We start from the raw sequence: 14,168 nt of genomic DNA on the forward strand, positions 1-14,168 counted from the left end.
GCATTCGCTGTGCCTTTATTTATGGATTAAACTGGTGTGGAAATGTATAATCTGATTATGAAGAGACTGGCAACAGACGGTCGGATCATTTCGATAGAGAGGAGATAAGGAAATGAACAAACTGATACTGATAGACGGCAACAGTATGGCGTTTCGCGCATTTTATGGGCTGCCGCTCCTGAGCAACCAGAGCGGACTCCACACGAACGCAATATTCGGTTATGCCAGACTACTTGAGAAATTGATTGAGGAAGAAGCACCCACGCACTTCCTCGTCGCTTTCGATGCAGGCAAATCAACTTTCAGACACAAACAGTACGAAGAATATAAAGGGGGCAGACAGAAGACGCCACCTGAACTCGGAGAACAGTTCGCACCGATACGAAGGCTGATTGATGCATATGGTATCAAACGCTACGAAGTGGAGGAGTATGAAGCGGATGATATCATTGGTACACTGAGCAAAAAAGCGGATCAAGAAGGATTCCAGACCATCATTATTACCGGTGATAAGGATTTGACACAATTGGCAAGTGACAATACGGTCATTTACTATACAAAAAAAGGCATCTCCGATATAGACCGATACACACCGGCATTCGTCGATGAGACCTATGGTCTAAAACCAGAACAAATTATTGATCTGAAAGGACTTATGGGGGACAAGTCGGATAATATCCCGGGTGTCCCGGGTGTAGGAGAAAAAACGGCGCTTAAACTACTCAGCGAACATGGATCGGTCGAAGCAGTGCTTGAAAATCTAGAGAGTATCAAAGGAAAGAAACTGAAAGAGAATTTGACGGAACACAAAGAGGATGCCTTAATGAGTAAATCGCTCGCAACCATCTATCGCGAAGTTCCGCTCGAATTCGATATGGACACTCTCGCCTTTACTAATGAAAATCAAGAAGAGAAGTATGCAATTTTCAAAGAATTGGAATTCGAATCACTGCTTAAGAACATGGAAGCTTCTGAGGCTGAAGATAAGAAAGAATTTACTTCCAATCGTGTCGACACTCTGGACGCGCTCGGTTCAGCAGTTTCCCTACACTTGGAAGTCCGTGCAGACAATTATCTGATCCATGGTCCAAAAGAGATTGTCATTACTGATGGAGAAAACACTTTTATCAGCGAAGTGGAAGATGTAGATCATAAGGCGCTTGAGCAGTTCTTGAAATCAAGAGACACTATCAATGTCTACGACATCAAACGTCAAATGGGCCTTCTCAAACATCTCGATATTCATTTTGAAGCTTTCGACACGGATATCATGCTTGGTAGTTTCCTGTTGGATCCATCGAAGAAGATCATCGATGTAGCAGAGACCGTCGGACAATTTAATATCAACATCGATAGTGATGACTTCCACTACGGCAAAGGTCGAAATGCTAAGCAACCTACCGGTGAGGAACATGACAAGTTTTTAAGTGATAAAGTCATGGCAGTCCACTATGTGGGCCCTCTGATGGCGGAATCGCTCGAAAAGGACGGCATGTATGATCTTTGGAAAGACTTAGAGATCCCACTCGCAAAAGTGCTCTCCGGTATGGAGTATCGCGGCATTACAGTTGATGCAACGCGACTTAAAGATATGGAAGGTGAGATAAAGGGACGCCTTGACGAGATTGAAGAAAAAATATATACGCTTGCAGGGGAGGAGTTCAACATCAATTCTCCAAAGCAACTCGGCGTGATTTTATTCGAGAAGCTCGGACTGCCTGTTGTGAAGAAGACCAAGACAGGTTACTCCACTGCAGTCGATGTACTAGAAGAGCTCCAGAGTAAGCATGAAATCGTCAGCTATCTTCTCGATTATCGATCGCTCTCAAAACTGCAGTCGACCTACGTCATCGGGCTGCAAGGTGAAATTAAGGAAGACTCTAGAATCCACACACGTTTCAATCAGACACTGGCACAGACCGGGCGTCTTTCATCGGTTGAACCGAATCTGCAAAATATACCGATACGCATTGACGAAGGTCGCAAGATTAGAAAAGCCTTTGTGCCAAAAGATGATTCCCATGTGCTACTGGCGCTCGACTATTCTCAGATTGAGCTCAGAGTACTTGCGCATATCACTGGTGACGAAACCATGACGAGTGCATTTACAAGCGACACCGATATCCATACTAAGACCGCTATGGAAGTCTTCGGTGTCGAACGTGAAGATGTCACCAGCGATATGAGGCGAAATGCAAAGGCAGTCAACTTTGGAATCGTCTATGGCATCAGTGATTATGGGCTGAGCCAGAACCTCGGTATTACTCGAAAAGAAGCAAAGACCTTCATCGATAATTACCTCGACTCATTCCCAGAGGTCAAGATGTTCATGAAGTCCATCATCCAGGATGCCAGACGCGATGGCTATGTAAAAACGCTGCTCAACCGTAGGAGATACATTCCGGATATTCAAAGCCGTAATTTCAATGCAAAGAGCTTTGCTGAACGGACAGCAATGAATTCACCAATCCAGGGAAGTGCAGCGGACATAATAAAACTCGCAATGGTAAAATATGAACAATCAGAAGAAGCACAGAAATTTAATGCTCAATTGCTGCTGCAAATCCACGATGAGCTGATCTTTGATATTCCGAAGGAAGAAGTAGAAGCATTCATTCCAGTCATCCAAGATATTATGGAAAATGCAATTGCGCTCTCGGTGCCACTCAAAGTGGACTATGGATACGGCAGTGATTGGTATGAAGTAAAGTAGGTGGAAATATGCCGGAATTACCGGAAGTAGAATTGGTCAGGCGTGCTTTGACCAGAGAAGTGGAAGGCGCTAGAATCGAAGCCGTGGCGTTTTCCGATTATGTGATTAAAGGGCACCAAACGGGGCGCAGAACAATCATCAAGGAAGATCTTGAAGGTTTTAGTTCGAAGGTCCATGATGCGACAATCAAAAAGATTGGTAGACGCGGTAAATATTTGTATTTCATAATGGAAAAATCGGATGGTCTGTTCCATATGATATCTCACCTCGGAATGTCCGGAGCTTATTTTGTAAGAGATTCTATCGATGCTATCACAGACATCAACTATCGCAAGCATTGGCAGGTTGTCTTCAGACTCGAGGATGGACGCGCACTGATCTATTGTGACATCAGGCGGTTTGGGGAAATGGCGACAGTGGATAGATTAAGTACATTCCCGCCATTCACCCGTATGGCTGTTGAATATACAGATTCGGGTAGTCTGCCTGAATTTTTAGAGCGAGTAAAAGCACCGGGCAACTTGAACAAAGCGATCAAAGCTGTAATAATGGACAGTTCTGTCATACCAGGGGTCGGCAATATATATGCCTCAGAAGCACTGTATACTTCGGGCATATTGCCAACACGGAAAGCCGGTAATGTCTCTGTTACTAGGCTGATAGCACTGCACGAAGCTATTACTGACGTTTTTAACCTCTCTATTAAAAGCGGGGGGTCGACAATTTCTGACTATAGAGGTGTATCTGGTGAGAAGGGAAGTATGCAAGACCGCTTCAACATCTACCAGAAGAAGCACTGCAGGACATGTGGTGGACCGGTCAGGACGAAGATAATTGCGACAAGAAATACATTCTACTGTACAACATGTCAGAGGTGAAATAATGAACCAGGTGATCGGACTGACAGGCGGTATTGCTAGCGGCAAATCCACCGCCTCGGACTATATAAAACAAAAAGGCTATCCAGTACTCGATGCCGATATCTACGCAAAAAAGTCGACGGCTAAAGATGGACCAGCGTACCCCGGTATTATCGAGCACTTCGGTAATGACATCCTCCAAGAAGACGGTGAGATTGACCGAAGAAAGCTTGGCGCTGTCATTTTTAATGATACTAAGGAACGAGAAGTATTAAACAAACTGGTTCATCCTGAAGTTCGGAAACTGATGGACAGTGACAAAGAGGCTGCTTTATCGGAAAGTCACGTCTTTCTTGATATCCCGCTGTTATTCGAAAACGGATTGGATCGTCAATGTGACATAACATTGACCGTATATGTCGACCAGGAAACACAAATCGAACGGTTAATGGCACGCAACAACTTCGACCGGTCGGAAGCACTGGCCCGAATCAACAGTCAGATGCCGCTCTCAGAGAAAAAAGAGAAAAGCACGAAAGTACTTGATAACAGTGGATCGAAAGCGGACCTTTTCGAGCAGATAGATGAATTTATATCTAGCATCGAAAAGTGACATTTTATACAGAACTATTCTTCAAAACAACCTCTATTGTGTTATACTAATTAATGAAAAGTATAACACAAAGGGGTAATGGTGATGAAAAAAGTAGCTATTAATGGTCTTGGAAGAATCGGCAGGATGGTTTTCCGCATTGCCGCTGCTTCAGAAGACATCGAACTTGTTGCAGTGAATGCAAGCTATCCTGCAGAAACAATTGCACACCTTCTCAACTATGATACAACGCACGGGGTATGGGGTAAGCATGTCGAGGTGAAAGATGAAAGTCTCTCGATTGGTGGCAGAGAGATACTGCTTACAAATGAAAGGAATCCTGAGAATCTGCCGTGGGAGTCCCTCGGCATTGATCTAGTCATAGAAGCCACCGGTGCATTCAACCATGGCGATAAAGCCAGTGCCCATGTTAATGCCGGTGCAAAGAAAGTTCTTCTGACTGCACCATCCAAGGGAGGCGATGTCCAGACGATTGTACTGGGTGTAAATGACGAGGCGCTCGATCTCGGAACATATGATGTGTTTTCGAATGCTTCTTGCACGACCAACTGTCTGGCACCCGTCGTAAAAGTACTGGATGATGCGTTCGGTATTAAAAATGGTCTCATGACAACAGTGCATGCATATACAAATGACCAGAAAAATATCGACAATCCGCATAAAGATTTGCGTAGGGCACGTTCATGTGGGGATAACATTATTCCGACATCTACCGGAGCTGCTAAGGCACTGGGTGTCGTGCTCCCGCAATTAAAAGGCAAACTGCATGGTCTAGCACTGCGTGTGCCGGTATCAAATGTGTCACTGGTCGACCTTGTCGTTGATCTCGATACACCGGTGACAAAAGATACATTGAACAAGGCATTTGAAGATCAGGCAGAGGGCGAACTTTCAGGTATTCTCGGTGTCAACGAGGCACCACTCGTATCAAGTGATTTCAATACCGACAGCAGAAGCTCTATCGTCGATGCTTCACTGACTATGGTTATGGATGACAATAAGGTAAAAGTGCTCGCTTGGTATGATAACGAATGGGGATACTCGACACGGGTTGTGGAACTTGCTGAGAAAATTGTACAGGAGCTATAATAGTTTTAAAAAGAAGAAACTGATGTTTCTTCTTTTTTTATTCTTAATATATTATAATGGTATACTAATCCTTGAGAAGTGAGGTGGTCATATGAAATGTCCAAACTGCCATCAGACGAGTTCCAGGGTCGTCGATTCCAGACATACCGATGAGGTGTCAGCCATACGCAGAAGAAGGGAATGTGAGAACTGCGGTTTTAGGTTTACCACTTTTGAACGCATGGAACTCTCTCCGCTTGTCGTGGTCAAAAAGGATGGCAACAGGGAAGTCTTCAACCGAGAGAAGCTCATGGATGGATTATTGAGAGCGTGCGAGAAGCGCCCGATACCATATGAAGCACTGGAGAAGACGACTGCCCGCATAGAATCGGCGCTCAGAAATTTAAATAAGCCGGAAATCACAAGCAATGAAATCGGTGAGTACGTAATGAAAGAATTGATTACACTAGACCAAGTGGCCTACGTCAGGTTCGCTTCTGTATATAAGGAATTCAAGGACATCGATCAACTGATGGATACGTTGAATCATCTCACTAAAGGCAGGGATGACGATGAACTTCAATGAACGGCTGAAACCGAACACAGAATTCATAGTCTATAACCCTGCTGCATTTGAAAAATCCCATCTCAGCATACTAAACGAGCTGTACCTGCCTCTGATTCATCAGGATGCAGCAATGGTATATATATACCTCCAGGAATCCTCAGCTTACCATGAGGCACTCGAGATAAGATTCCATAAGGAGATAATGGATGCACTAAATACTTCATTATCAAGCTTTTCAAAAGTGCTGGAGAAACTGGAAGGCATTGGCCTTGTCAGATCTTTTGTATCTGATGAAGCGCATGATGATCTTTTCATATATGAACTGTTACAGCCGCTCACTCCGGAATCCTTCTTCAAGGACCCGATGCTGAGCTTGTACCTCTATAACCACATCGGATCGAATGCTTATAAAGCGAAGAAGGAGCGTCTATGCTATCCTTCTAAACCTGCAAACTTCACGGAAGTTACACGCAAATTCACGGAAGTATTCCAAGCAGGTGACGGTTCAGGCTTCAGTATCCCAGAGGATTCCCTGCGGAAAGATAACATATCGACAGGTCCGAATGTCGATTTGGATGATTTCGATTTCGACGTACTTTTCACCCATCTAAAAGGGACGAAGATTGATCGTGCGTTCTTCACCAAAGAAGTCCGGATGCTCATTGTGAAGCTGAGCGTACTCTTCGATCTCAATGCTTATGATATGAAGCAGATTCTTCTATCCGCGACGACGCAGTATGCGGGTATTGATAAGGAGCAATTGAGATATGAAGCTAGGAAATATTATCAAAAAGAGCACAAGGGCAAACTACCGGAGTTTAAATCTCCTGTAACGGAACCAAGTGCCCAGCCCGAGCAACAAAAGACGGAAAATTCCACGGAATCATACATGGAGCGTCTTGAACTGATCAGTCCACTGGATCGTCTGAACGATATTCGGAAGCATCAGCCGAGCGATAATGATCTGAAGCTCGTGACGGACATCATTGCCAAGACTAGCTTGCCGAACGGTGTCATCAATTTGTTGCTTGAATATGTATACCAGCAGAAGGAAGGCAATTTGAACTACCCATATACAATGAAGATTGCGCGGGACTGGGAAGAGAAGGGTATTCGCTCAGCTAAGGAAGCATACCAGTCGATCATGGAGTTCAGAAAGCAACGCAACACAAAGCGCAGTGGCCGGGAGCGCCAAGGTGAACGTAGGCCATCCTGGATGGATGGTTCGAAGCAGGCGGCACCAAGTGAAAATGTAGAAAAAAGTACTGTGCCTGAAAATAACGGTGTGCAGAAGACGGCGAAAGACGATCCGGAACTTCAAAAAATGATAGATGACTTTAGAAAATCCAGGTGATTTAGATGGAACCTATAAACCAATTTTTAAAAAACAATAAAAAAATACAGGACAACAACGACAAGCTATACGAATCTTTGATTCGTCATCCAAGAATTGTTGAACTGATTGAAAACAGTGAGTTTGAAATCACGCGTTCTATGATTAAAAACGACTTGTTGCAGTTGAAACGTTACACCGAGCAATCCCTTGCATGTGAAAACTGCCCGTCGCTCGGACAATGCATTAATCATCCTCAAGGGTATGTGCCATCGATAGACGTCAGAGGGGGGAGGATTCATATTATCCATACGCCTTGCCCGAACAAGAAGAAAAATGATGCTTTCCGTGAGAAGGAGAAAATGATCGAATCCTACCACGTACCGAAAGATGTCAAAGATGCAACATTCGAAACAGTATTTCTTGATCCTGATTCGAATCGTCAACAGATCATCATGAAGTCTATTGCAGCCAGTAAGAAGATTATTGAAGGCAGCGATACGAAAGGGCTCTATATTCACGGTAGTTTCGGCATTGGTAAATCCTATCTACTCGGATGCATTGCCAACGAACTCAAAGAGCAGTCGGTGTCTTCAATCATCGTCTACGTCCCGGAGATCATAAGGGATCTGAAGGCCGGATTTAAGGATGGTACAACGGACAGCAAGTTCAATACAATAAAAAATGCCCAGGTCCTCATGCTTGATGATCTTGGTGCAGAGGATGTCACACCTTGGGTGCGTGATGAGGTCATGACTGGCATCCTGCATTACCGCATGGTCGAAGGACTGCCAACATTTGTTAGTTCCAACTACTCAATGGCAGACCTTGAGTATCGTTACGCACGTACTAAAGAAAATGGTGTAGAGGAGACGAAAGCACGTCGGATGATGGAACGCCTGAGGGCACTCTGTGAGGAAGTGCAGCTTGAAGGAAACAACTACCGCGGCAACTGATGCTTGATAAATGAAAGTTGGTTGAGTATAATCTTATGTATAATTTCATTAAATGAATTCCAAGGACACCACTTCTTCTGTGTTCATTCAAAGAGAGTGCATGAACTGCTGAAACATGCATAATGAACCGTCTGAGTGACTCCCTTGATATATGCTGGCTAATCCCCAGCCGGCACGGACCGTTATTTCCGACTGAAGGCAGGCATTTGTCATGCGAATCAGGGTGGTACCACGGTGAAAATCGTCCCTCTATATTTTATAGAGGGACGATTTTTTTGAAATATGACCAATACGTATGGAAGGGTGAAGAATATGAGTGAAGTAAAGATTACATTTCCAGATGGAAATGTTAAAGGTTTTGAGTCTGGAGTAACTGCAGAAGAGATTGCTCAGTCCATCAGTCCTGGACTGAAGAAGGCGGCGCTTGCGGCTAAGGTTGACGGGGAGATGTACGATCTCAGAAGACCGATTGAATCAGATTCAGAAATTGCGCTCGTCACAAATAAGGACGATGAGGGGCTAGAAGTACTGCGCCACTCTACAGCACATCTTATGGCGCAAGCACTTAAACGTCTCTATGGCGATGTCAATTTCGGGGTCGGACCGGTCATTGAGGAAGGGTTCTACTATGACTTCGATATGGATGAGAAAATCTCATCGGATGATTTTGAGAAGATAGAGAAAGAAATGAAGCAAATCGTCGAGGAGAACATCGAAGTAGAACGCAAAGTGCTCTCGCGTGATGAAGCAAAAGCGCTCTTCAATGATGATCCATATAAACTTGAATTGATTGAAGCGATTCCTGAAGATGAAACAGTGACAGTCTATTCACAAGGAGAATTCACCGATCTCTGCCGCGGTGTCCATGTGCCATCCACTTCGAAGATAAAGACGTTCAAACTGCTATCGACAGCAGGGGCATACTGGCGCGGTGACAGCGACAATAAAATGCTGCAACGTATATATGGTACAGCTTTCTTCGATAAGAAAGAGCTGAAGTCATATTTGAACCTACTTGAAGAAAGAAAAGAGCGTGACCATAGAAAGATCGGCAAGGATATGGCGCTGTTCCAGAACAACCAACTAATCGGTGCGGGTCTGCCGCTGTGGTTGCCGAACGGTGCCACAATCAGACGTGAAATCGAGCGTTATATCGTCGACAAAGAGATCGCGCTTGGCTATGACCATGTCTATACACCAGTCATGGCGAATGTCGACCTCTACAAGACAAGTGGCCACTGGGAACATTATCAAGATGATATGTTTCCGACAATGGATATGAATGGTGAGGAACTTGTCCTCCGTCCGATGAACTGTCCGCACCATATGATGATTTATAAATCCAGTAAGCATTCCTATCGTGAATTGCCAATCCGTATTGCAGAACTTGGCACGATGCACCGCTACGAAGCGAGTGGGGCAGTCAGTGGCCTTCAGCGTGTCCGTGGTATGACATTGAATGATGCGCACGTATTCGTCAGACCGGACCAGATTAAAGAAGAGTTCAAACGGGTTGTCCAGTTGATCATCGATGTATATGCGGACTTCGGTTTCGAAAACTATTCGTTCCGCCTGAGCTATCGTGATCCTGCAGATACTGAAAAATACTTTAATGACGATGAAATGTGGAACAAAGCGGAGTCCATGCTGAAGGAAGCGGTCGATGAAATGGCCCTTGATTATATTGAAGCTGAAGGCGAGGCGGCATTCTACGGTCCGAAGCTCGATGTCCAGGTGCAGACGGCACTTGGAAAAGAAGAGACATTATCTACAGTGCAACTTGACTTCCTTCTTCCCGAAAGATTCGATCTGACATATACGGGTAGCGACGGCGAACTTCATCGTCCGGTTGTCATTCATCGTGGTGTCGTATCAACAATGGAACGTTTTGTAGCATTCCTTACAGAAGAATATAAAGGGGCCTTCCCGTTATGGCTTGCACCACAGCAAGTAGAAATCATACCGGTCAATCTGGACTTGCATTATGATTATGCTAGAGCACTAAAGGACGAGATGAAAAGTCATGGTATCCGTGTGAATATCGACGATAGGAATGAAAAAATGGGTTATAAGATCCGGGAAGCACAGATGCGAAAAGTCCCTTACCAAGTCGTCATCGGCGACAGGGAAATCGAAGAATCTCAAGTCAATGTCAGAAAGTACGGCGAGAAAGATCAGAATACTTTTGACCGTGAGGAATTCATCTGGCAGATTGTTGATGAGATCAGATTGAAGAAATAGCTGCTTGACATCTGCGCTTTGAGCGTGTAGTATATTAAGAGTTGATAAGAACGGACAAGAAGAAGCTCCCGCTTCTCACCCGCAAGCACCAACGGTAGCGACCGGGTTAGTACAGTAAGAATGACATGGATCAGAACATTCTGTTCCATGCATCTTGATGCTGGTTGGCGGGCGCATATTGTGCCCGCCCTTTTTGTTCGTCTTCAAACTATATGGAGGTGTCAAAGATAGCTAAGGACCAAACATTAATCAATGACAGAATCCGCGCCAAAGAAGTACGCCTGATCGGTCAGGACGGTTCCCAACTCGGCATCAAACCTAAACGCGAAGCCCAAGAAATGGCAGAGCGTGTGGAATTGGACCTTGTACTTGTGGCTCCGAACGCGAAACCACCGGTTGCCCGCATCATGGACTATGGCAAGTATAAGTACGAGCAGCAGCGTAAAGAGAAAGAAGCGCGTAAAAAGCAGAAAGTGATCAATGTCAAGGAGATCAGACTTTCTCCGACAATCGAAGATCACGACTTCAATACCAAGTTGAAAAACGCAAAGAAATTCCTTGCGAAAGAAGACAAGGTAAAAGTTTCAATCCGATTCCGTGGACGTGCAATCACCCACAAGGATATCGGCCGCAAAGTTTTAGAACGATTTGCTAGCGAATTGTCTGAAGTTGCAACAGTTGAACAAAGACCTAAGATGGAAGGTCGTTCAATGTTTCTGGTGGTTGCACCCATCGTCGACAAAAACCAATAATCCGGAGGTTAAGATCCCATGCCAAAAATGAAAACTCACAAAGGTTATGCTAAACGCGTCAAGCGTACTGGAACAGGTAAATTCAAACGCAACAGTGCGTTCACTTCCCACCTGTTTGCAAACAAATCCACTAAACAGAAGCGTCACTTGAGAAAATCAAAACTGGTTTCCAAAGGCGACCACAAACGTATCCAAAAACTACTATCATACGTAAAATAATCGATCGATTAAGGAGGAGCAAAAATGGCACGTGTTAAGAATGGTTTGACGTCCCGTAAAAGACGTAAAAAAGTATTGAAGCAAGCAAAAGGATATTTTGGTGCAAAACGCACACTCTATAGAACAGCTAAACAGCAAGTCATCAAATCCGGTCAGTATGCATATCGTGACCGCCGTCAGACAAAACGCGAATTCCGCAAGCTTTGGATCGCGCGTATCAATGCAGGCGCTCGTCAGAATGGCATCAGCTACAGCCGTCTTATGAACGGACTGAAAACTGCTGGTATCGACATCAACAGAAAAATGCTTTCTGAAATCGCGATTTCAGACGAAAAAGCATTCACTGAGATTGTTAACCAAGCTAAAAATGCACTAAATAAGTAATCCTACTTAAAAACCACTCATTCCTCAGAATGAGTGGTTTTTTTATTGGATGTGGGCAGATATTTCATCAAGTAGTGCATCGGAATATTCGAAGTAGCATTCCTTCTGCTCATTATTTTCGTCGGATGCATCATCATCGGGCACAATGTCAAGCCTGATAAGTTTCTCGCCTTCGTCGAAGAAAGGTAATGTTTGATCTGCATATTCATCTGTCAATCTGCTGTATAATGCTACCGCTTCGTTCTCTTCTTTATAAGTGGTGCTTTTCACAAGTACTTCTTGGCCGGACTCTTCAACTTTAGATATTTTTATATTCATAAAGGTAACGCCTCCTAGGGTATTTCTGTCTCCATCTATAACGATGATATCAACTTATCTTGGATATGTGTATCAATATGGTCCATATTACGAAAACTGAAATAGTTTATGATAGAATAGAAGTATCTTAGTGAGACAAGGAGACTGATTATGGATAGACAACTGGAAATGATGAAAAGCCTGACAGATGCACATGGTATTTCAGGCTTCGAATACGATGTAAAAAAGGTGATGCAATCATACCTAGAGCCCGTTAGCGATGAGCTCGTACAAGACAATCTTGGGGGCATCTTCGGCAAGCGTAGTGCGAAGAACGGTTCACGCACATTGCTTATCGGCGGACACCTTGATGAGATCGGTTTTATGATTACAAGAATCGACGACAATGGATTCATTCGTTTTACCCCAATCGGTGGATGGTGGAACCAGGTCATGCTGTCACAGCGTATGAATGTGGTAACAGACTCAGGTGTTCTGACCGGTGTCATCGGTTCCAAACCACCGCATGTCCTATCACCTGAAGCGCGTAAAAAGCCGGTTGATATGAAAGATATGTTTATCGATATTGGTGTTTCTTCGAAAGAGGAAGCAGAGAATGCCGGTGTTAAGGTCGGAGATATGATTACGCCGCATTGTGACTTTACAGAAATGACCAACAAAGACTACCTCCTGGCCAAAGCTTGGGATAACAGGTTTGGCTGTGCACTGGCGATTGAAGTCTTGGAATCTGTTAAAGATGAGGACATCAACATCAATCTGGTTAGTGGAGCGACTGTTCAAGAAGAGGTTGGCTTACGAGGCGCTAAGGTTGCAGCCAATAAAGTGAAGCCGGATTTGGCAATCGCTGTAGATGTCGGCATCTCCTGGGATACACCGGGTATGAGTGAGAAGGACGGTACCGGCAAGATGGGCGACGGACCACTCGTTCTGCTGCTTGATGGATCAAATATTGGACACGTCGGCTTCAGAAGACATGTGGAGAAGCTCGCTAAAGAAAAAGATATCCCTGTACAATGGTCTGCGATTACAGGTGGGGGAACAGACTCCGGTGCATTCCATGTATCCAATGAAGGGGTACCATCAATCTCTATCGGTGTACCGCTCAGATACATGCACTCCAATGTATCCATCCTAAATAAAGAAGACTACAACAATGCTGTCCGCCTCGTGACTGAAATTGTCCGGTCACTTGACGACAGTAAGGTGGAAGAGATCATTTGGTAGAACCGAAATACATCACGTCAAAAGACAATCCACGCGTCAAGGAGATGAAAAAGCTCCAGTCAAAAAAATATCGTAGGAAACTGGATCAGTTTCTAATCGAAGGGGCACATCTTATCGAAGAGGCGATTGCGCATGGTCAGAAGGTCCAGTCGCTCGTATTTTTGGAAGATTATGACCATGGGGAGTATGATGCACATGGAATTGAAACATTTATAGTGAATGAAGGGGTAATGAAAACCCTGTCCTCACTTGAGACCCCACCGGGTATCATGGCGGTCGTTTCTTATGTGCCACCAGAAACGGCCGGTCGCCGTGTCTTGCTGCTCGATGGCATTCAGGATCCCGGTAACTTAGGTACACTGCTGCGCACGGCGGATGCTTTTGGATTCGATCGTGTCATTTTATCTCGGGATACAGTCGATGCTTTTAGTGATAAGGTGCTCCGTAGTGCCCAGGGCAGTACATTCCATATCGATATTACGACGATGGATGCAGCCGAGGCGGTGCAGCAGTTCGATGGCGCTGTCTTCGCAACGGATCTCGAAGGTGCCACCCCACTTGACGCAGTTGAAGCACAAGCCCCTCTGATGGTCATCCTCGGCAACGAGGGTAGAGGTGTGTCTGAAATGGTGCTCGCCCAGGTGGAGCGGAAAATAAAGATAGAAATGCCGGGCGCAAGTGAAAGCTTAAATGTGGCAATCGCTGGTGGTATCATCATGCACCATTTCAAAGCTTGATTTTTACAAACTTTGATTTATAATAATTCTATAGATGAATACAAAGCTTCAAAAGAAGCCGGACATAAATGATTCAGGAATCCGACACAGGGAGCGCAGTACATAGACTGGAATGCTGCGCACGGATAGAATCAGGGTTCACCTGGCAGATGGAGCAATGGGATGATCCCTTATCTTTTTAG

The 14,168-nt window shown here is 44.7% G+C and carries 15 protein-coding genes; 13 read left to right on the plus strand and 2 right to left on the minus strand.

The genetic code is table 11. The features are described 5' to 3' along the window. Positions 1 to 112 precede the first annotated feature (112 nt). The 8 genes from polA to thrS all read left to right on the plus strand — a co-directional run bounded on the left by polA (position 113) and on the right by thrS (position 10,352). Positions 113 to 2,713 carry a DNA polymerase I gene (polA, locus tag ACFOJ8_RS03800; RefSeq protein WP_380653514.1) on the plus strand — a complete coding sequence of 867 codons (2,601 nt, stop codon included), beginning with the start codon at positions 113 to 115 and terminating at the stop codon, positions 2,711 to 2,713. Between the two features lie 8 nt (positions 2,714 to 2,721). After that, positions 2,722 to 3,591: a bifunctional DNA-formamidopyrimidine glycosylase/DNA-(apurinic or apyrimidinic site) lyase gene (gene mutM, locus ACFOJ8_RS03805; RefSeq protein ID WP_380653517.1), complete on the plus strand. Its 870-nt coding sequence runs from the start codon at positions 2,722 to 2,724 to the stop codon at positions 3,589 to 3,591. Positions 3,592 to 3,595: 4 nt separating this feature from the next. Beyond that, entirely contained in the window at positions 3,596 to 4,186 is a 591-nt protein-coding gene (coaE, locus tag ACFOJ8_RS03810; RefSeq protein ID WP_380653520.1) for a dephospho-CoA kinase, read from the plus strand. 81 nt (positions 4,187 to 4,267) lie between these two features. Then, complete coding sequence (locus ACFOJ8_RS03815) at positions 4,268 to 5,275, plus strand: glyceraldehyde-3-phosphate dehydrogenase (protein WP_380653523.1); 1,008 nt, start codon at positions 4,268 to 4,270, stop codon at positions 5,273 to 5,275. 91 nt (positions 5,276 to 5,366) lie between these two features. Further along, positions 5,367 to 5,840, plus strand: a complete 474-nt coding sequence (gene nrdR, locus ACFOJ8_RS03820; RefSeq protein WP_380653526.1) for a transcriptional regulator NrdR — start codon at positions 5,367 to 5,369, stop codon at positions 5,838 to 5,840. After that, on the plus strand, positions 5,827 to 7,176 hold the full coding sequence (locus tag ACFOJ8_RS03825) for a replication initiation and membrane attachment family protein (protein ID WP_380653528.1): 1,350 nt from the start codon (positions 5,827 to 5,829) through the stop codon (positions 7,174 to 7,176). Before nrdR ends, ACFOJ8_RS03825 begins: the two co-directional genes overlap by 14 nt. A 5-nt stretch (positions 7,177 to 7,181) precedes the next feature. Further along, a complete protein-coding gene (dnaI, locus tag ACFOJ8_RS03830; protein WP_380653531.1) occupies positions 7,182 to 8,111 on the plus strand; it encodes a primosomal protein DnaI in 930 nt (309 codons plus the stop codon). Positions 8,112 to 8,423: 312 nt separating this feature from the next. Then, the gene (gene thrS / locus ACFOJ8_RS03835; RefSeq protein WP_380653534.1) at positions 8,424 to 10,352 is read left to right on the plus strand and encodes a threonine--tRNA ligase; all 1,929 of its coding nucleotides are present in this window, start codon (positions 8,424 to 8,426) and stop codon (positions 10,350 to 10,352) included. Here the strand turns inward: thrS and ACFOJ8_RS03840 are convergent. Further along, positions 10,286 to 10,501, minus strand: a complete 216-nt coding sequence (locus ACFOJ8_RS03840) for a hypothetical protein (RefSeq protein ID WP_380659882.1) — start codon at positions 10,499 to 10,501, stop codon at positions 10,286 to 10,288. The genes thrS and ACFOJ8_RS03840 overlap by 67 nt on opposite strands. 69 nt (positions 10,502 to 10,570) lie before the next feature. Between ACFOJ8_RS03840 and infC the strand changes: the two genes are divergently transcribed. The 3 genes from infC to rplT are packed head-to-tail and all read left to right on the plus strand — an operon-like array spanning position 10,571 to position 11,707. Beyond that, positions 10,571 to 11,104, plus strand: coding sequence for a translation initiation factor IF-3 (infC, locus tag ACFOJ8_RS03845; RefSeq protein ID WP_160652897.1), 534 nt, complete (start codon positions 10,571 to 10,573; stop codon positions 11,102 to 11,104). An 18-nt stretch (positions 11,105 to 11,122) separates the two neighbouring features. Continuing rightward, the gene (rpmI, locus tag ACFOJ8_RS03850) at positions 11,123 to 11,323 is read left to right on the plus strand and encodes a 50S ribosomal protein L35 (protein ID WP_380653537.1); all 201 of its coding nucleotides are present in this window, start codon (positions 11,123 to 11,125) and stop codon (positions 11,321 to 11,323) included. A 24-nt stretch (positions 11,324 to 11,347) separates the two neighbouring features. Next, positions 11,348 to 11,707, plus strand: coding sequence for a 50S ribosomal protein L20 (rplT, locus tag ACFOJ8_RS03855; RefSeq protein ID WP_380653540.1), 360 nt, complete (start codon positions 11,348 to 11,350; stop codon positions 11,705 to 11,707). Between the two features lie 42 nt (positions 11,708 to 11,749). Here the strand turns inward: rplT and ACFOJ8_RS03860 are convergent, their stop codons facing one another. Then, positions 11,750 to 12,025, minus strand: coding sequence for a hypothetical protein (locus ACFOJ8_RS03860; RefSeq protein ID WP_380653542.1), 276 nt, complete (start codon positions 12,023 to 12,025; stop codon positions 11,750 to 11,752). Between the two features lie 150 nt (positions 12,026 to 12,175). Here ACFOJ8_RS03860 and ACFOJ8_RS03865 point away from each other — a divergent pair, with 150 nt between their 5' ends. Continuing rightward, complete coding sequence (locus tag ACFOJ8_RS03865) at positions 12,176 to 13,249, plus strand: M42 family metallopeptidase (RefSeq protein ID WP_380653545.1); 1,074 nt, start codon at positions 12,176 to 12,178, stop codon at positions 13,247 to 13,249. Then, positions 13,243 to 13,986: a TrmH family RNA methyltransferase gene (locus ACFOJ8_RS03870; protein WP_380653548.1), complete on the plus strand. Its 744-nt coding sequence runs from the start codon at positions 13,243 to 13,245 to the stop codon at positions 13,984 to 13,986. The genes ACFOJ8_RS03865 and ACFOJ8_RS03870 overlap by 7 nt, the downstream gene beginning before the upstream one ends. The last annotated feature ends 182 nt before the right edge of the window (positions 13,987 to 14,168 follow it).

Source organism: Salinicoccus sesuvii, assembly GCF_042648145.1.
Lineage (GTDB): Bacteria > Bacillota > Bacilli > Staphylococcales > Salinicoccaceae > Salinicoccus > Salinicoccus sesuvii.